This window comes from Limimaricola variabilis (assembly GCF_014195545.1).
Taxonomy (GTDB): Bacteria; Pseudomonadota; Alphaproteobacteria; order Rhodobacterales; family Rhodobacteraceae; genus Limimaricola; species Limimaricola variabilis.
In genome coordinates this window covers 102,279-119,755 of sequence record NZ_JACIBX010000009.1, presented here as the reverse complement: position 1 = coordinate 119,755, position 17,477 = coordinate 102,279, and the positions used below count along the sequence as shown (strand labels likewise).

Genomic DNA, 17,477 nt, shown 5'->3' with positions numbered 1-17,477 from the left:
ACCAGAGCAGTAGAGACCGGCCCCGAACGGGCCCTGAATGAAAGAGGTATGCGACATGGCATACACGACCGAAACCCGCAGCGCTGGCCTGGGCCAGCGCATCGCCGCCTTCCGCGCCACTCTGGCCGACCGTGTGGCGAAGAACAAGATCTATCGCGCGACCTACAACGAGCTGCAGGCGCTGAGCGACCGTGACCTCGCCGATCTCGGCCTGAGCCGCTCGATGATCAAGCGCGTGGCGATCGAGGCCTCCGAGGCCAAGTAAGTTTCCCGCTTCCCGACCGGTTCCTCCTCCTCCCTGAACCGGTCGCGAGCAGCGGCATCGCCCCTCCTCCTCCCTGGGCGATCCGCAACGAGGCGACGGCATCTCCTCCTCCCTGATGCCGTCGCCTTGACGAACACCGAGATACGGGCCGCTCCCTCCTCCTCCCTGGGGCGCGCGCGTAGATCAGACCGGCCGGGCCCTCCTCCTCCCCGGCCCTCGCCGGTCGCACACCACGGGCGCTTCTCCTCCTCCCTTGGAGCGCACGCGGACCAAAGAGCGGCGGGGCTCCCTGCCCCGTCGCTCGCAGGAATTCGAATACGGGCCGCCCCCTCCTCCTCCCTGGGGTGCGCACGTAGATCAGACCGGCCGGGCCCTACTCCTCCCTGGCCCTCGCCGGTCGACCGAGACGCGCGGTGCCCCTCCTCCTCCCTGGGTGCCTCGTGGATCTGAGCGGCGGGGCTCTCCTCCTCCCTGCCCCGCCGCTCGCAGACATTCGAATACGGGCCGTTCCCTCCTCCTCCCTGGAACGGCGCGCATCAGACCGGCGGGGTCCTCCTCCTCCCTGACCCCGCCGGTCGCACAGGATACGGATGCCCCTCCTCCCATACAGGCATCCGTTGCATGGACCGGCCGGGCCCTCTTCCTCCCTGGCTCCGCCGGTCGACAGAGACGGACACGGGTTCTCCTCCTCCTCCCTGAGGACCCGCGGACCGGAACAGACGGCGGCGCCCCTCCTCCTCCCTGGGCGTCGCCGTTTCTCGTTTTGGGACTTTCCATTCTCCCCGACGCGTGCAGATTGACGGCATGACCTCGCTCGCGCTCCTGCCCGCCCTGATGGGCTTCGCCCTCGTGACCCTGTTCACGCCGGGGCCGAACAACTTCATGCTGATGGCCTCGGGCGCCAATTTCGGGCTGCGCCGCTCGGTGCCGCACATGGCGGGCGTGGCGCTGGGCTTCGCCGCCATGGCCGGACTCGTAGGCCTCGGACTTGCACGGGTCTTCGAGCTGTGGCCGGCGCTGACCACCGTGCTGCGGATCGCCTCGATCGGCTTCCTGCTCTGGCTGGCTTGGAAGATCGCCACGGCGGCGCCGAAATCGGCCGACGCGCCCGAGACCGAGGGTCGTCCCCTCACCTTCATTCAGGCAGCGGCGTTCCAATGGGTGAACCCCAAGGCCTGGGCGATGTCGGTGACGGCAACCAGCGCCTATGTCGGGGATGCCGGGCTCTGGGGTGTGGCGCTGGTGGTGGCGGTCTTCGCCGTGATGGGCACGGTCTCGGCCGGGCTATGGACCGTGCTCGGGACTTCGCTGCGGCGCCTGCTGTCGCAGCCCCGCCGTCTCAGGATCTTCAACGTCACGATGGCGGCGCTGCTGGTCGCCACGCTCTGGCCGATCCTCGCGGCGCTCTGACGAGAAACGCCGGAGACCCATCTGGGTCCCCGGCGTCGCGGTCGTTTCTGTCAACGTGAGCCCTAGGCCTCAGCCTTCGGCATAGGCCTGCATCACCTCATCGGAAGCATCGACATTGGTGGTGACGGTCTGCACGTCGTCGTCATCCTCGAGCGTCTCGACCAGTTTCATCAGCTTCGCAAATTCCTCGGCGCCGAGCGGCGTGCGGTTCTGCGGCTTCCAGATCAGCTTGCTGGTCTCGCTCTCGCCGAGCGAGGCCTCGAGGGCCGTCGCGACCTCGTTGAGATCGGTGTCGGCGCAATAGATCCAGTGGCCGTCCTCGTCGCTTTCGACATCCTCGGCGCCCGCCTCGATCGCGGCCATCATCACCGTGTCGGCGTCGCCGACCTCGGGCTTGTAGAAGATCTCGCCCTTGCGATCGAACATGAAGGAAACCGAGCCGGTCTCGCCAAGGTTGCCGCCGCTCTTGCCGAAGGTCGAGCGCACGTTCGAGACGGTCCGGTTGCGGTTGTCGGTCATCGCCTCGACGATGACGGCGACGCCGCCGGGGCCGTAGCCCTCGTAGCGGATCTCGTCATAGCTCTCCGCGTCGCCGCCTTGGGACTTCTTGATGGCGCGGTCGATCACGTCCTTGGGAACCGAGACCGACTTGGCCTCCTTGACCGCCATGCGCAGGCGCGGGTTCTTGTCGGGATCGGGGTCACCCATCTTGGCGGCGACGGTGATCTCCTTGGAGAGCTTCGAGAACAGCTTGGAGCGCGCGGCGTCCTGCCGCCCCTTGCGGTGCTGGATGTTGGCCCATTTGGAATGGCCGGCCATGGCGGGGCTCCTGTCGTGAATGCGAGAACCGGGTCTCTATATGCCAGCCCCCGCGAAGGGGGCAAGCGCAGCGTCACAGCGGAAAGAACAGCGGGATCACGATCGCCGCGGTCAGCGCCGTCAACACGTTGAGCGGCACGCCGATCCGAAGGAAGTCGGTGAACTTGTAGCCGCCGGGACCATAGACCAGCGTGTTGGTCTGGTAGCCGATCGGCGTGGCGAAGCTGGCGCTCGCGCCAAACATCACCGCCACCACCAGCGGCCGCGGATCGACGCCCAGCGCCTGCCCCAGACCGATCGCCACCGGGGTGAGGATCACCGCCACCGCGTTGTTGGACACGATTTCGGTCAGCACCGAGGCCAGCAGGTAGACGACCAGCACCAGCGCCCAGCTCGGCATGTGCTGCAGCACCGGCGTCAGCCACTCAACCAGGAGCGCCACCGCGCCGGAATGATCGAGCCCGGCTCCCACCGCGAGCATGCCAAAGATCAGCGCCAGCAACCTTCCGTCGATGAAGCCGAAGGCCTCGTCGGCGTCGATACACCGCGTCAGCAGCACCACCGCGACGCCGAGAAAGCTCATCACCGCGATGTTGGCGACACCGATCGCCGACAGCCCGACGATGCCGAACAGAACGGCGAGCACGATCGGCGCGTGGCTGCGCCGGTAGGCCCGCTCGGTCGGCTGGGCGACGTTGACGAGGTTCATGTCCGTAGCGAGACGCTGGATGTCAGCCATCGCGCCTTCGAGCAGCAGCGTATCGCCGATCCGAACCACGAGATCGTCAATCTGGCGGCCGATATTGCGGTCGCGGCGATGCACCGCCAGCGTATAGACGCCGTAGCGACGGCGCAGTCGCAGATCGCCCAGCTTGCGCCCGACCATCCGGCAGTCGGGGGTGATCAGCACCTCGACCGTGGTGGTCTCGACCGCCGAGACCTGATCGACGCGGCGCAGGCTCTTATTGGCCTGCAGCGAGAGAAGCTCGGTCATCGCGGTCCGCAGCACCACCCGGTCGCCGACCTGCAGCGTGACGCCGGTGAGGTCGCGCCGCAGCGAGGCGTCGCCGCGCACCACGTCGATCAGCCGCACGCCGTCGCGCTTGAACAGCTGCACGTCGGTGACCTCGCGGCCGATCAGGTTGCTGTCGGGCGGGATCACCGCTTCGGTGAAGAAACGCATCTTCGACTTGTTCGACAGCAGCCCGGCCATCGAGTCGCGGTCGGGCAGCAACTTGCGCCCGAACAGACCGAGATAGGTGACCGCCACGGCTGCCATGATCAGCCCCGGCCCGGTGATCTCGAAGATACCGAAGGGCTTCATCCCGGTGGCCTGCACCACGCCGTCGACCAGCAGGTTCGTCGAGGTGCCGATCAGCGTCAGCATCCCGCCGAAGATCGCGAAGTAGCTGAGCGGGATCAGCAGCTTTGACGGCTGATGCCCCATCTGCCCCGACAACTTCACGAAGATCGGGATCATCACCACGACGATCGGCGTGTTGTTGATGAAGGCCGACATCGCCAGCACGGTGAAGGTCAGCGTGATCAGCGTCGTCTTGGGGCGTTGCTCGACATGGCGGGCGGCCTGGGCCGAGAGCCAGTCGAGCGCGCCGGTGCGCACCAGCGCCCCAACCACGACGAAAAGCGCGGCGATGGTCCAGGGCGCGGGGTTGGCAAAGATGCTGATCGCGGTGGATTCGGGCAGGATGCCCAGCACCAGCATCAGCACGGCCCCGGTGATCGCCACCACTTCGACCGGGTAGAACTCGCGCAGGAAGGCGAGGAACATCGCCAGCACGATCAACATCGCCGCGATGGCCTCGGCGTCCGGCGACAGGGAAATTCCGAACATTTCAGAACCTTTCTACGACCACGGATGTGGCCGGAACTCTACTGCCCCGCGGTTGCTGCCGCGGGTCCGCACTGAGACAGCCGCCCCCCCTGACGGACCATCTCGACCCGGGTGGCGAGGCCGGTCCGGTCGTCGGTCTCCACGTAGAGACCGGCTAGCGTGACCTCCTGCATCGCCGGGGTGAAGCGTCCTCCCGGCATGCCGGTGACGAAGCGCCTGAGCGGCTCGTCCTTCTGCATGCCGATGACGCTGTCGTAATCGCCGCACATCCCGGCATCCGACTGAAAGGCGGTGCCGCGCGGCAGGATCTGCACATCGGCGGTGGGCACGTGGGTATGGGTGCCGACCACGACGCTCGCGCGGCCATCGCAGTAATGGCCGACGCCCATCTTCTCGCTCGTCGCCTCGCAATGGATGTCGATCAGGCTCGCCGCGACCGCGCCGCCGGGCGGATGCGCCCGCAGCACCGGGTCGAGCGCCGAGAACGGGTCGTCATAGGGGCGGCTCATGAAGACCTGCCCCAGCACCTGCGCCACCAGCACCTTGCGGCCGCGCGTCGCCTCGAACACCCGCGCGCCGGTGCCGGGCGCGGATTTCGAGTAGTTCAGGGGACGGATGATGCGCGGCTCGGTCTCGCAGAAGCGCATCATCTCCTTCTGATCGAAGGCATGATCGCCCAGCGTGATGACGTCCGCGCCGGCCTCAAGGATGCCCTTGGCATGCTCCGGCGACAGACCCCGCCCACCGGTGGCGTTCTCGCCATTGACCACCACGAAATCGAGCCGCCAGTCGCGACGCAGGTTCGGCAGGCGCTCGGCCACCGCCTGTCGTCCGCCACGTCCCATCACATCGCCAAGGAATAATATTCTCATTCCGCAGGTGTTAGGGGGGGCATCCGTAAAGGGCAAGCGCAGCGTTGCGGCGCGTCGCAGCGTCTCCGGCGCCCCCTGTCGGACCGCCCGATCCGTGGCCGTGCCTGCCTTCGGAACGCCCGTTCCCCGGCCGCATTCAGCCCGGAACGACGATCCCGGTTTCGGTCACGATCAGGTCCAGCGGCTGGTCGGTCGGCTCGATCGGAATTTCCACGGCCTCCTGCGCCGCGAAGGCGAAACCGACCGCTGTCACCGATCCAAGCGCGCGCAGCCGGGCCAGGGTCCGGTCGTAGAAGCCGCCGCCATAGCCCAGCCGGTGCCCCTGACGGTCGAAGGCCACCAGCGGCACGATGACGATTCGCGGCTCGATCCAGTCACCCGAGACCGGCACCTGCGCGCCGAAGCGGCCCGGCTCGAGCGCGCAGCCCGGCCGCCATTCGCGAAACCGCAGCGGCAGTCCCGGCCCGTCGATCACCGGCACGCCGACGCGCGCCGTCTCGGCCGCCGCCGCCATGGCAGGCAGCGGGTCGATCTCGGTGCGCATCGGCATGTAGCCCGCGACATCGAGCCCCGGATGCGCGCGCAGCCATCGTGCGAGATGCACCGCCTGCGGCCCCTCGACGCGGTAGGCCGCGGCGCGACGCGCGAAGGCCGCTTCGCGCGCCGCCCGCTTGCGCGCCGCCAGATCGCTCACAGCAGGATCACCGAGGCGAGGCCGAGGAAAGCGAAGAAGCCCACCACGTCGGTCACCGTGGTCACGAAGGTGCCCGAGGCCAGCGCCGGGTCGATCCCGAACCGATCGAGCACCACCGGCACCACCACCCCCGACAGCCCGGCCACGACGAGGTTGATGACCATGGCGACGGCGATCACCGCACCGAGCATCGGCGACCCGAACCACAACAGGCCGACCACGCCCATGACCAGCGCGAAGGCGAGGCCATTGATCAGCCCCACCGCCACCTCGCGGCGGATCACCCGCCAGACATTCGACGTGGTGAGGTCGCGCGTCGCGATGGCGCGCACCGCGACGGTGAGCGACTGGGTGCCCGCATTGCCGCCCATTGAGGCGACGATCGGCATGAGGACGGCAAGCGCCACCAGCCCGGCGATGGTCTCCTCGAAGAGCGAGATCACGAGCGAGGCGATGATCGCCGTGCCGAGGTTCACCGCGAGCCAAGGCAGACGCTGCTTGGTCGTCTCGCGCACCGAATCCGACAGCTCGCTTTCGCCGCCGACGCCGGCGAGGCGCAGGATGTCCTCCTCGTGCTCCTCGTCGAGTACGTTCATCGCGTCGTCGATGGTGATGACCCCGACCAGCCGGTCGTCGTCATCGACCACCGGGGCCGAGATCAGGTGGTACTGGTTGAAGGCATAGGCAACCGCGCCCTCGTCATCCTCGACATGGAAGGTGCGGAAGCTCTCCTCGGTGATGTCGCGCAACGGCGTGGCCCGCGGCTTGGACAGGAGCCTGCCGATCTGCACGTAGCCCACCGGCTTCATGCGCGGATCGACCAGCATGACGTGGTAGAACTGGTCGGGCAGCGTCTCGGAGCGGCGCAGGAAGTCGATCGCCTCGCCCACGGTCCAGTGCTCGGGCGCGCGCACCACCTCGACCTGCATCAGTCGGCCGGCGGATTCCTCCGGATAGGCGAGCGCCTTCTCGACCGCGATCCGGTCGGTGGCGGCCAGCGCGTCGAGCACGGCCGCCTGCTGGTCCTCGTCGAGATACTCGACAAGGTCGACCACGTCGTCGGATTCGAGCTCGCGCACCGCCTCGGCCAGCTCGGTCGGCGCGAGGCTCTGGATGATCTCCTCGCGCAGATTGTCGTCGAGCTCGGAGAGGATCTCCCCGTCCATCCCGCCCTTCCACAGTGCGAGTAGCGCGCGACGGTCGCGGCCATCGATCTGTTCGAGCAGGTCGGCGACGTCGGCCGGGTGCAGCGGATCGAGCAGCGCGTCGAGCCGCGCCGCGTCGCCTGCCTCGACCGCGTCGAGCACCTCGTCGAAGAGCCGTGCCGGCAGGCCGAAATCGTCCTCCTCGGTCTCCGGCTCCGGGCTCTCGATCTGGTCGTTCATGGCGTCTCCCGGTGTTTGCGCGGACCATAGTGATTGTTCGCGCCACGGCAACCGGAGCGCGGCCCGCTTGGCCGATTTACCTGCGCGCGCGCCGCTCCTATCGTTGGCGCATGACAAAGACATTGCATCTCGGGCAGACCCTGAGCTTCACCGGCGATCCCTTCATCGAGGGCCCCGCCGCCGCCACCCATTCGAGCCGCGGCGCGGTGCTGGTCGAGGGCGGACGCGTCTCGGCCACCGGTGAGGCCGACGCGCTGCGCGCCGCGCATCCCGAGGCGATTGTCGAGGATCACGGTGACGGCCTGATCCTGCCCGGCTTCGTCGACGCGCACATGCATTACCCGCAGACTGCGATGATCGCGAGCTGGGGCAAGCGGCTGATCGACTGGCTCAACAGCTATACCTTTCCCGAGGAAGGCAAGTTCGCCGACCGGGCCTATGCCGACGAGATCGCAGGCCGCACGCTCGATCTGGCGCTGGCGCATGGCACCACCACGCTGACCAGCTTCTGCACCATCCATCCCAGCAGCGTCGACGCCTTCTTCGAGGCCGCGCAGGCGCGCGGCATGGCGGGCTTCGCGGGCAAGACCTGCATGGACCGCAACGCCCCCGATTACCTCAGCGACACGTCGCAGAGTGCTTATGACGACAGCAAGGCGCTGCTCGAACGCTGGCACGGCAAGGGCCGCGCGACCTATGTCATCACGCCGCGCTTCTCGCCCACCTCGACGCCCGAGCAGCTCGAGGCGCTGGGCGCACTCTGGGCCGAGAGCCCCTCCTGCCTGATGCAGACCCATCTTTCCGAGCAGGTCGACGAGATCGAATGGGTCAAAAGCCTCTACCCGCAAGCGCGCGACTATCTCGACACTTACGAGGCGCACGGGCTGCTGGGTGAACGTGGGCTCTACGGCCACGCGATCCACCTTGAGCCGCGCGAGGCCGACCGGCTGCGCGAGACCGGCGCGGGGCTGGTGCATTGCCCGACCTCGAACACCTTCATCGGCTCCGGCCTGTTCGACATGGCCGCACGGGTGGCCGAGGGGCAGCGGATCGGGCTGGCCTCGGATACCGGCGGCGGCTCGTCGTTCTCGATGCTGCGGGTGATGGGCGCCGCCTATGAGATCGGCCAGCTCAAGCGCAACCCGATCCATCCGGCGCAGCTCCTGTGGCTGGCCACTGAAGGATCGGCGAAGGTGCTGCATGCCGAAGGCGAGATCGGGCGGCTGGCACCAGGCGCCATGGCCGACATGATCGTGCTCGACCTCGCCTCGACGCCGGGCATCGCGCAGCGCAGCGCGGTGGCCTCCGATATCTGGGAGGCGTTGTTCCCGACCATCATGATGGGCGACGACCGGGCGATCGCGGCAACCTATGTCGCCGGGCGGCGGATGAAGGGCTAGCGCCCCCGCAACAGTTCGAGCGCCTCGGCATGGATCCGGCTGTTGGCGGCGGCGATCACGCGACCGCCGCCATGCGCCGGGCCGCCATCCCAATCGGTGACGATGCCGCCCGCCGCCTCGATCACCGCGATCGGCGCGCAGATGTCGTAGCTGTTGAGCCCGGCCTCGATCACCAGATCGACCTGACCCAGCGCCACCAACGCATAGGCGTAGCAGTCCATGCCATAGCGGGTCAGCCGGACAGCCTGGCTCACTGCCTCGAACCCTGCCCGCTCGGCGGGGCTGCCCACTTCCGGAAAGGTCGTCATCACGATCGCCTCGGCCAAGGGACGCGGGGCACGGGTGGCAAGCGGGGTTTCACCCCGGGGGCCGGCCAGCCGTGCCACGCCGAAACCGCCTTCGAAGCGTTCGCCGATATAGGGTTGATCGATCAGCCCATGGACTGGCCCCTCGGCGTCGTTCACCGCGATCAACACGCCCCAAGTGGGCGTGCCGGCGATATAGGCACGGGTACCGTCGATCGGGTCGAGCACCCAGGTCAGGCCGCTGGTCCCGGCGCTGTGGCCGTATTCCTCGCCCAGGATCGCGTCATCGGGGCGGCGCTCGGCCAGCACCGCGCGCATCGCGCGCTCGGCGGCCCGATCGGCCTCGGTAACCGGGTCGAAGCCGGTTTCGAGCTTGTTCTCGGACGCGATCTGGGTGCGGAAATGACGCAGCGCCTCGGGACGGGCTGCGTCGGCTAGCGCATGGGCGGTGGCCGCGAGGTCGCGCTGCAGATCGGGGGTAAGCGTGCCGGTCATGATGTCTCCGTCGAGCCCGGACGGAGCATCCCGCCCGGCACCGGCGGTAGCGCGCAGGTGTCGCCCCGGTCAAGCCGGGGGCTCACCCTCGGATCGGGGCTTTCAGGCGGCGTCGCTCAGCACGCGCGCGAGATCGAACAACCGACGGCGCTGCTGCTCGGGGATCGCATAATAAGAGCGGAGCAGTTCCAGCGCCTCGCGATCCGCCATCACGTCGCCGGGCATGTCGCCGGGGCCGGCCTCGGGCTGGGCCGCTTCCATGCCCTCAAAGAAGAAGGAGACCGGCACACCGAGCGCGTGTGCGATGTCCCACAGCCGGGAGGCGCTGACCCGGTTCATGCCGGTTTCATATTTCTGGATCTGCTGAAACTTAATGCCGACCTTTTCGGCAAGCTGCTGCTGGGTGGTGCCGTTCATCCACCTCCGGTGGCGAATACGCTTGCCAACATGGACGTCTACTGGATGCTTCATAATGCCGGCCTTCCTACCTTCGGACGCCCTCCTCCCGGATAGCGACGCTCCCAAGTCGATTAATGTTCGAGCAAGAACTGCCCGTCAGTATATATCCATTAAGACACGTTTTGGTTGCATCGGTCATCATTGCTTTTAGATCAGAAATCGGGGCATCCGCAGGGCGGCACCTGTCCGGAAGGTCAGGATTGTATCGCAACTTCATGAATTGCAACGCCATTCGGGTTGTGCGGGCGGAATGCCGCTAGCGTGCCGGTCTTCTCCTCCCGGTAAGAATATCGCTTTAAAAACGAACACGACGCAACGTAACGAGCGGCGCTGATATTCCGGCTCTCCAAACGCGCCCGAAAGCGTCACAGAGCGAGGGGCGACCCGCCCCGACACACTTGAAAAGAGCGGGCCGATCCCCAATATCGGACAGCGACTGAACTGCTTTCTGAACGGAGGTCTCTATGGCTGAATTCAACACGATCCGTGCGACGGCCGGAGCCCGCACCGCTCGGATCGACGAGGGCCTGCGCGCCCACATGAACAAGGTCTACGGCACGATGTCCGTGGGCATGGTGATCACTGCCGCCGCCGCCTGGGCGATCGCAGGGCTGGCCACCACCACCGACCCGTCGCTTGCCGCCGCGCAGATCGGCGCCGGCAAGTACCTGACCAATTTCGGCGCCGCGATCTACGCCTCGCCGCTGAAATGGCTGATCATGTTCGCGCCGCTGCTCTTTGTCTTCGGCTTCTCGGCCGGCATGAACCGGATGTCCGCGGCCACCGCCCAGACCGTGTTCTACGCCTTCGCCGCGGTGATGGGCCTGTCGCTCAGCTCGATCTTCCTCGTCTTCACCGGCGTGTCGATCGTGCAGGTCTTCCTGATCACGGCGATCGCCTTCGCGGGGCTGTCGCTTTACGGCTACACCACCAAGAAGGACCTGTCGGGCTTCGGCACCTTCCTGATCATGGGCGTGATCGGCCTGATCGTCGCCTCGATCGTAAACATCTTCCTCGCCTCCTCGGCGGTCGCTTTCGCGATCTCGGTGCTGGGCGTTCTGATCTTCGCGGGCCTGACGGCCTATGACACGCAGAACATCAAGAACGTCTATGTCAGCCATGCCGCGCATGGCGACGCCGAGTGGCTGGGCAAGGCCGCCATCATGGGCGCGCTGCAGCTCTATCTCGACTTCATCAACATGTTCATGTTCCTGCTGCAGCTCTTCGGCAATCGCGAGTAAGCACCAGGACTTCGGAACCCGAGGGGGCCGGCGGAAACGCCGGCCCCTTTTTCGTGGTCAGCCCTGCCCCCGCGTCGCCCGTCGTCCCGATTGCGGCGCGTCGAGCCCGCGTCTAGGCTCCGCTGCAAGACGCAGGAGAGCAAGATGACCCAACACGGCCCGAACAGCTGGGGCGCCCGCGCGGCGGCGCATTCCTTCTACGGTTTCACCGACCTGCCCACGGTGGCCGAACGCGGCACCATCGTGGTGACCCATGGCGAGGGGCCCTACATCGTCGACACCGAAGGGCGCCGCTATCTCGACGCCAATTCCGGGCTCTGGAACATGGTGGCCGGCTTCGACCACCCCGGCATGATCGAAGCGGCACAGGCCCAATACGCGCGGTTTCCCGGCTACCACGCCTTCTTCGGGCGGATGTCGGACCAGACGGTGATGCTGTCGGAGAAGCTGTCGGAGGTTTCGCCCTTCGAGAGCGCCAAGGTGTTCTACACCAACTCCGGTTCCGAGGCGAACGACACCATGGTCAAGATGCTGTGGTTCCTCTGGGCCAGCGAGGGCCAGCCGCAGCGACGCAAGATCCTCACCCGCAAGAACGCCTATCACGGCGTCACGGCGGTCTCGGCTTCGATGACCGGCAAACCCTACAATTCCGTCTTCGGCCTGCCCTTCGACGGCTTCATCCACCTCTCCTGCCCGCATTACTGGCGCGAGGGGCGCGAGGGCGAGAGCGAGGCGCAGTTCACGCAGCGCATGGCCGACGAGCTCGAGGAGACCATCGCGCGCGAGGGCGCCGAGACCATCGCCGGCTTCTTTGCCGAGCCGGTGATGGGTGCGGGCGGGGTGATCCCGCCCAGCGCGGGCTACTTCCAAGCGATTGAGCCGATCCTGCGTCGCCATGGCATCCCGATCATCTCGGACGAGGTGATCACCGGCTTCGGTCGCACCGGCAACACCTGGGGTTGCGAGACCTACGACTTCATGCCCGACGCCATCATCTCGTCCAAGAACCTGACCGCGGGCTTCTTCCCGATGGGCGCGGTGATCCTCGGGCCGGAGCTGTCGGACCGGATGGGCCGCGCCGCCGAGAAGATCGAGGAGTTCCCGCACGGCTTCACCGCATCGGGGCACCCGGTGGGCTGCGCCATCGCGCTCAAGGCGATCGACGTGGTGATGAACGGGGGGCTGGCAGACAATGTGAAGCGGCTGACGCCGCGCTTCGAGGCCGGTATGGCGCGGCTCGCCGAGCATCCGCATATCGGCGAATGGCGTGGACGTGGTTTCATGGGCGCGCTTGAGGCGGTCGCGGACAAGGCCACGAAGACGCCGTTCGAGGGACACCTCTCGGTCAGCGAGCGGATCGCCAATGCCTGCACCGATCAGGGGCTGATCTGCCGGCCGCTGGGCCAGTCGATCGTGCTCTGCCCGCCCTTCATCCTCACCGAGGGCCAGATGGACGAGATGTTCGCCAAGCTCGAAGCGGCGCTGGACAAGGTATTCGCCGAAGTCGCCTGACCTAGGTCCGGAAGACAAGGAGGCGCGGGACATGCCCGCGCCTCACCATTCCCTGAAATCATGACGGACGGAAGCGCCGGGGTCGGCGCTACTTGCTCATCCGCGCCAGTTTGGACTGAAGCTCTGCGAGCTGCTTCTTGATGTCGTCGAGATTGTCTTCCTCGCGCTCCGGCTTGGGACCGGTGGAGCCCATCATGCCGCCAGTCATCGCCTTGAAGAAGGCGGCCTGCTGCGCGCGCATCGCGTCGAAGCCGGGCATCTGCCCCATCGGCGACACCTTGGTCATGTTCTCCATCATCTTCGACTGGCCGTCGCGCAGCATCTCGAAGGAGGCGGCAAGGAATTGCGGCACCACCGAGCTGGCCTGGCTCGTGTAGCTGCGCACGAGGTCGGTCAGCACGTCGACGGGCAACACGCTCTCGCCACGGCTCTCGTGCTCGGCGATGATCTGCAGCAGATACTGCCGGGTCAGGTCGTCACCGGATTTGAGGTCGACGATCTGCACCTCGCGGCCCGCGCGAATGAAGCCCGCGATATCCTCGAGCGTGACGTAGTCGCTGGTCTCGGTGTTGTAGAGCCGGCGGCTGGCATAGCGCTTGATCAGAAGCGGTTTCGTGGTCTCGGCCATCTCGGTTCCCCCCAAGGCATGATGCGCTGCAGCAAAGCCTAGGATGGTGTTTCACAAAAAGAAAGGGCGGGCTGCGCTTGGCAGCCCGCCCTTCGCGGCGAGGGAGGATCGCCGCGGTGCGGCTTACTTGGAGGCAGCCTGTGCGGTCTGGGCCGAGGCCTTGCGGGTCGCGGCCTGAGCGTCGGCACCGGCCTTCTTGGCGGCGTTGGTCATGTCGTCGCTCAGATCCTTGCCGGCCGAAAGCATCAGCTCGAGGGTCTCGGTCTGCAGCTTCTTCGCGATCTCGGCGAAGGCGGCCATGTGCTCGGAAGTGGCTTCGGCCGAAGCGGAGAGGAAGTCGCTCATCGACTTGGCGTAGTCGGCCGGCTCGGACTTGGCGCGGGTCACTTCGCCGAACTTGGCGAGCGTGTCCTGGGCCCACTTCGCCGACAGCTCGGTCGACTTCTGGGCGGCTTCCAGGTTGGCGGCCGACAGCTTCTCGGCGAGCGTGCTCTGGTTCTTGAACATCTCTTCCATGTTCTTGGTGTCGACGGGGAAGGAGCCCATCATGTCTTTGAAGATCGAGGTGAAGTCTTGGGTGTTGGCCATTTGAGGTCCCTTTCTGGTCGCTGCGGCAGCTCCAAGGCCCCGCTCTATCGAACTCGTAAGGGGAATATGCATGCTGCACCGCAGCATTTCAAGTCATTCTTCTGCGGTGCAGCAAAAAATTTCCCTAGGGGCAGGCTTCACCCATACGCCCTCTACTCGGCAGCGAGTCGACCCCCGAGAACATAGCGGCCGGGCGCCGGGCCAAGCGGCGGATGCGCCTTGGAGCCGGGCTCGCGAGCCGGTACCAGCTCGCCTGCGCGGGGCTTCAGCCACTCGGTCCAGAGCGGCCACCAGGACCCCTCGTGCCGGGTCGCGGCGGCGCGCCATTCCTCCGGCGTCGCCGCGTCGGCCGCGTTGGTCCAGTAGCCGTATTTCTTCTTCGCGGGCGGATTGACGATACCGGCGATATGGCCCGAACCCGACAGCACAAAGGTCTTGTCCTTGGCGCCCATCTTCTTCACGCCGCGCCAGCTCGAGTCCCAGGCGGCGATATGGTCGCTCTCGCAGCCCACGGCAAAGACCGGCACGCTGACTTCCGACAGTTTCGCTAGATGCCCCGCCACCTCGAACCCGTCCCGTGCGAAGCGGTCCTCCTGGCACAAACCGCGCAGGTACTCGACCGCCATGCGCGCAGGCAGGTTGGTCCCGTCGCCGTTCCAGTAGAGCAGATCGAAAGCGGGCGGCGCCTCGCCCATCATGTAGCTGCGGATCGCCGGCTGGTAGATCAGGTCGCGCGCCCTGAGAAACGAGAAGGTGCGCGACATGTAGAACTTGTCGAGCACCCCAGCGGCCCGCGCCTCGGCCTCGATCCCATCGACGAAATCATCGTCGAGGAACACGCCCACCTCGCCCTGGTCCGAGAAATCGGTGAGCGTGGTGAAGAAGGTGGCGGAGTTGACCGACTTGTCCTTACGGGCCTTGAGCACCGACAGGGTCAGCGCCAGCGTCGTCCCGGCGATGCAGTAGCCGACGGCATTGACCGTCTTGGTGCCGCAGATCTCCTTCACCGTCTCGATCGCGCGGATGTAGCCGTCCTCGACGTAATCGGTCATGCCGATCTCGGCATAGCTCGGGTCGGGGTTGATCCAGCTGACCACGAAGAGCGTGTGGCCCTGCTCGACCACGTGGCGGATCAGGCTGTTCTGCGGCTTCAAGTCGAGGATGTAGTACTTGTTGATCCAGGGCGGGAACAGCACCACCGGCGTCTCGTGCACGTCCTCGGTGGTGGGTGCGTACTGGATCAGCTCGAACAGGTGGTTCCGAAACACCACCTCGCCCGGCGTGGTGGCGAGGTTCTCACCGACCCGGAAGGCGTCGCCATCGGCCAGGGTGACGACGAGGTCGCCGCCATTCGACTCGAGGTCGCGCACCAGGTTCTCGAGCCCGTCGATCAGGCTCTGCCCCTCGGTCTCGAGCGCCTTTTGCAGCGCGTCGGGATTGGTGGCGAGGAAGTTCGTGGGGCTGAACATGTCGACGATCTGCGTCGCGAAGTAGTCGAGCCGCTTTTTCTCGCGATCCGAGAGGCCCTCGATCGAGTTCACCGCCTGCCGCACGGCCTCGGCATTGGTCAGGTACTGGTTCTTGATGAAGCTGAACCAGGGGTTGGTGTCCCAGAGCGGGTTGGCGAAGCGACGGTCCTTCGGACCATCGGCCGTCGGCGCGGTGCCGGGGATCATCTGCTGCTGGGCCTCGACGTAATGCTTGAGCGTCTGGCCCCAATAGCCGAGTTGATGCTCCATCAGCTTGGCCGGGTCGCGCATCATCTCGGCCCAGTAGGTCCCGGCGGCCTTGACGTAGAGGTCATGGCTCGGGCCCTGCAGGTTCTTTGGCACCTGCCGCCCCTGCCCCATCGCCCCGACCAGGCGCTGGGTTAGCGCCTCGATCCGGGCGAGATTGGCCTCGAGCCGGGCTTTCGCCCCCGTGGCAGCGGCGTCACCCCCGCCGAGCCCATTGTCGCCCTTGCCGTGATCGTCAGTTGTCATACACCCTCCCGCGCCCTATTTTGCAGCCGCAGCATACGACCTGACGGGAGGGTCGGACCCGTGTGCAGCCGAGGCGGGGGAGGCCCCTGCGAACCCCGGAACCCTGCCTGGAGCAGTCAAATGAAGTATATGCCGACCTACGACCTAATGGAAAGCATGCGCAATACCAACCAGTGGCTTGGCGCGACCGCGCGGGCCCTGGGTGACTACCCGGCGATGGCGATGACCAACCACCCCGGCATGCAGATGCTGAAGGCCTGGGGCGAGGTGACCGAGCGCAGCTTCGAGCGCATGGTGGTCAAGCCTGACTGGGGTATCCCCTCGATCACCGGCCCCGACGGCAAGGACCACATCGTCAAGGTCGAGACGCTGGTGAAGCGTCCCTTCGGCGACCTGATCCGCTTTACAACGCCCGGCAGAAAATCGCCGAGGAGACGGGTTCTCCTGGTTGCTCCGATGTCGGGGCATTACGCGACCCTGCTGCGCAAGACGGTGATCAGCCTCCTGCCCGATTGCGACGTCCACATCACTGACTGGCACAACGCCCGCGACATTCCCGTCAGCAAGGGCAAGTTCGACGTCGAGGACTATACCAAATACGTCGCCGACTTCATGCGGCATCTGGGCCCGGACCTGCATGTCATCGCAGTGTGCCAGCCGGTGCCGCTGACCCTCGCGGCGACCGCGATGCTGGCCGAGGATGACGCGGCGGCGCAGCCGCGCTCGCTCACCCTGATCGGTGGGCCGGTCGATCCCGACGCCGCGGCCACCGACGTCACCGATTTCGGCAGCCGCGTGACCATGGGTCAGCTCGAGCATTCGATGATCCAGCGGGTCGGCTTCAAGTACCGGGGCGTCGGCCGGCAGGTCTATCCGGGGCTGCTGCAGCTCGCCTCGTTCATCGCGATGAACGCGTCGACCCACGCCCAAGCCTTCACCGACCAGATCTTCCGCGCCGCGCAGGGGAAAGCTTCCGAGCACGACAAGCACAACCAGTTCTACGACGAATACCTTGCCGTGATGGACATGACGGCCGAGTTCTACCTCTCGACCGTGGAGCGGATCTTCAAGACGCGCGAGATCGCCCGCAACGTCTTTACCGTCGATGGTCGCCAGCTCGATTTCGGCAAGATCACCACCGTCGCGGTGAAGATCGTCGAAGGTGAGAAGGACGACATTTCGGCGCCGGGCCAGTGCCTCGCCGCGCTGGACCTGCTGACCGGTCTGCCCGACTCCAAGAAGGCCGCGCATCTCGAGCCCGGCGCGGGGCATTACGGCATCTTCGCCGGGTCGAGCTGGCGCAACAACATCCGGCCTTTGGTGCTCGGCTTCATCGACGCCAATTCCGATGCGCCGGCCAAGCCGCAGGCGGCGAAGCCGGCAGCGGCCGCCAAGCCCAAGAAAGCGGCCAAGCCCGCCCCGGCGAAACCGGCGCCCAAGGCCAAAGCCACGACCCAGCCGACTCCTCCGCAGCAGGCACCCAAGCCCGCCGCGCCGAAGCCCGCGGCCGAGGTGAAGGCCGCGCCGGCGCCTCAAGCGCCGAAGGAAGCGCCCAAGGCCGTTCAGGCGA

Annotated in this window: 15 protein-coding genes and 1 pseudogene; 6 read left to right on the top strand and 10 right to left on the bottom strand. The window is 66.6% G+C overall.

Annotation, left to right across the window (positions count from 1 at the left end):
- Positions 1–55: 55 nt before the first annotated feature.
- Positions 56–265, top strand: a complete 210-nt coding sequence (locus FHS00_RS12585; RefSeq protein WP_183474171.1) for a DUF1127 domain-containing protein — start codon at positions 56–58, stop codon at positions 263–265.
- Positions 266–1,069: 804 nt separating this feature from the next.
- Positions 1,070–1,675 (top strand): LysE family translocator, encoded by a 606-nt coding sequence (locus FHS00_RS12580; RefSeq protein WP_183474168.1) that lies wholly within the window; start codon positions 1,070–1,072, stop codon positions 1,673–1,675.
- Between the two features lie 69 nt (positions 1,676–1,744).
- Here the strand turns inward: FHS00_RS12580 and FHS00_RS12575 are convergent, their stop codons facing one another.
- From FHS00_RS12575 to mgtE, 5 genes are all read right to left on the bottom strand, one after another.
- A complete protein-coding gene (locus tag FHS00_RS12575) occupies positions 1,745–2,494 on the bottom strand; it encodes a YebC/PmpR family DNA-binding transcriptional regulator (protein WP_183474165.1) in 750 nt (249 codons plus the stop codon).
- A gap of 73 nt (positions 2,495–2,567) precedes the next feature.
- On the bottom strand, positions 2,568–4,346 hold the full coding sequence (locus tag FHS00_RS12570; protein WP_183474162.1) for an SLC13 family permease: 1,779 nt from the start codon (positions 4,344–4,346) through the stop codon (positions 2,568–2,570).
- A 38-nt stretch (positions 4,347–4,384) separates the two neighbouring features.
- Positions 4,385–5,218: a TIGR00282 family metallophosphoesterase gene (locus tag FHS00_RS12565; RefSeq protein ID WP_183474159.1), complete on the bottom strand. Its 834-nt coding sequence runs from the start codon at positions 5,216–5,218 to the stop codon at positions 4,385–4,387.
- A gap of 136 nt (positions 5,219–5,354) precedes the next feature.
- Positions 5,355–5,912: a 5-formyltetrahydrofolate cyclo-ligase gene (locus FHS00_RS12560; RefSeq protein ID WP_183474156.1), complete on the bottom strand. Its 558-nt coding sequence runs from the start codon at positions 5,910–5,912 to the stop codon at positions 5,355–5,357.
- Positions 5,909–7,297, bottom strand: coding sequence for a magnesium transporter (mgtE, locus tag FHS00_RS12555; protein ID WP_183474153.1), 1,389 nt, complete (start codon positions 7,295–7,297; stop codon positions 5,909–5,911). The genes FHS00_RS12560 and mgtE overlap by 4 nt, the downstream gene beginning before the upstream one ends.
- A 110-nt stretch (positions 7,298–7,407) precedes the next feature.
- On the opposite strand from mgtE, the gene guaD reads away from it, so the two are divergent.
- Positions 7,408–8,697, top strand: coding sequence for a guanine deaminase (gene guaD / locus FHS00_RS12550; protein WP_183474150.1), 1,290 nt, complete (start codon positions 7,408–7,410; stop codon positions 8,695–8,697).
- Here the strand turns inward: guaD and hisN are convergent.
- Together hisN and FHS00_RS12540 are read right to left on the bottom strand one after the other, a co-directional pair.
- The gene (gene hisN, locus FHS00_RS12545; RefSeq protein WP_183474147.1) at positions 8,694–9,497 is read right to left on the bottom strand and encodes a histidinol-phosphatase; all 804 of its coding nucleotides are present in this window, start codon (positions 9,495–9,497) and stop codon (positions 8,694–8,696) included. The genes guaD and hisN overlap by 4 nt on opposite strands.
- A 102-nt stretch (positions 9,498–9,599) precedes the next feature.
- The gene (locus tag FHS00_RS12540; protein ID WP_183474144.1) at positions 9,600–9,968 is read right to left on the bottom strand and encodes a helix-turn-helix domain-containing protein; all 369 of its coding nucleotides are present in this window, start codon (positions 9,966–9,968) and stop codon (positions 9,600–9,602) included.
- A 452-nt stretch (positions 9,969–10,420) separates the two neighbouring features.
- On the opposite strand from FHS00_RS12540, the gene FHS00_RS12535 reads away from it, so the two are divergent.
- Together FHS00_RS12535 and FHS00_RS12530 are read left to right on the top strand one after the other, a co-directional pair.
- Positions 10,421–11,197: a Bax inhibitor-1/YccA family protein gene (locus tag FHS00_RS12535; RefSeq protein ID WP_183474141.1), complete on the top strand. Its 777-nt coding sequence runs from the start codon at positions 10,421–10,423 to the stop codon at positions 11,195–11,197.
- 144 nt (positions 11,198–11,341) lie between these two features.
- Positions 11,342–12,709, top strand: a complete 1,368-nt coding sequence (locus tag FHS00_RS12530) for an aminotransferase (RefSeq protein WP_183474138.1) — start codon at positions 11,342–11,344, stop codon at positions 12,707–12,709.
- An 88-nt stretch (positions 12,710–12,797) separates the two neighbouring features.
- Here FHS00_RS12530 and phaR read toward each other — a convergent pair whose 3' ends face one another.
- The 3 genes from phaR to phaC all read right to left on the bottom strand — a co-directional run bounded on the left by phaR (position 12,798) and on the right by phaC (position 15,907).
- Positions 12,798–13,337, bottom strand: coding sequence for a polyhydroxyalkanoate synthesis repressor PhaR (phaR, locus tag FHS00_RS12525; protein WP_183474135.1), 540 nt, complete (start codon positions 13,335–13,337; stop codon positions 12,798–12,800).
- A gap of 123 nt (positions 13,338–13,460) precedes the next feature.
- On the bottom strand, positions 13,461–13,925 hold the full coding sequence (locus tag FHS00_RS12520; protein WP_183474132.1) for a phasin family protein: 465 nt from the start codon (positions 13,923–13,925) through the stop codon (positions 13,461–13,463).
- Positions 13,926–14,077: 152 nt separating this feature from the next.
- On the bottom strand, positions 14,078–15,907 hold the full coding sequence (phaC, locus tag FHS00_RS12515; RefSeq protein WP_183474129.1) for a class I poly(R)-hydroxyalkanoic acid synthase: 1,830 nt from the start codon (positions 15,905–15,907) through the stop codon (positions 14,078–14,080).
- A 120-nt stretch (positions 15,908–16,027) separates the two neighbouring features.
- On the opposite strand from phaC, the pseudogene phaZ reads away from it, so the two are divergent.
- Positions 16,028–17,299 (top strand): annotated as a pseudogene (gene phaZ, locus FHS00_RS12510) (polyhydroxyalkanoate depolymerase); the annotation flags it as partial.
- Positions 17,300–17,477 lie beyond the last annotated feature (178 nt).

Bases quoted from the DNA above. Each gene is read 5' to 3' on its own strand.
- FHS00_RS12585 (WP_183474171.1), top strand. From the start codon at position 56: ATGGCATACACGACCGAAACCCGCAGCGCTGGCCTGGGCCAGCGCATC.
- FHS00_RS12580 (WP_183474168.1), top strand. From the start codon at position 1,070: ATGACCTCGCTCGCGCTCCTGCCCGCCCTGATGGGCTTCGCCCTCGTG.
- FHS00_RS12575 (WP_183474165.1), bottom strand. From the start codon at position 2,494: ATGGCCGGCCATTCCAAATGGGCCAACATCCAGCACCGCAAGGGGCGG.
- FHS00_RS12570 (WP_183474162.1), bottom strand. From the start codon at position 4,346: ATGTTCGGAATTTCCCTGTCGCCGGACGCCGAGGCCATCGCGGCGATG.
- FHS00_RS12565 (WP_183474159.1), bottom strand. From the start codon at position 5,218: ATGAGAATATTATTCCTTGGCGATGTGATGGGACGTGGCGGACGACAG.
- mgtE (WP_183474153.1), bottom strand. From the start codon at position 7,297: ATGAACGACCAGATCGAGAGCCCGGAGCCGGAGACCGAGGAGGACGAT.
- guaD (WP_183474150.1), top strand. From the start codon at position 7,408: ATGACAAAGACATTGCATCTCGGGCAGACCCTGAGCTTCACCGGCGAT.
- hisN (WP_183474147.1), bottom strand. From the start codon at position 9,497: ATGACCGGCACGCTTACCCCCGATCTGCAGCGCGACCTCGCGGCCACC.
- FHS00_RS12540 (WP_183474144.1), bottom strand. From the start codon at position 9,968: ATGAAGCATCCAGTAGACGTCCATGTTGGCAAGCGTATTCGCCACCGG.
- FHS00_RS12535 (WP_183474141.1), top strand. From the start codon at position 10,421: ATGGCTGAATTCAACACGATCCGTGCGACGGCCGGAGCCCGCACCGCT.
- FHS00_RS12530 (WP_183474138.1), top strand. From the start codon at position 11,342: ATGACCCAACACGGCCCGAACAGCTGGGGCGCCCGCGCGGCGGCGCAT.
- phaR (WP_183474135.1), bottom strand. From the start codon at position 13,337: ATGGCCGAGACCACGAAACCGCTTCTGATCAAGCGCTATGCCAGCCGC.
- FHS00_RS12520 (WP_183474132.1), bottom strand. From the start codon at position 13,925: ATGGCCAACACCCAAGACTTCACCTCGATCTTCAAAGACATGATGGGC.
- phaC (WP_183474129.1), bottom strand. From the start codon at position 15,907: ATGACAACTGACGATCACGGCAAGGGCGACAATGGGCTCGGCGGGGGT.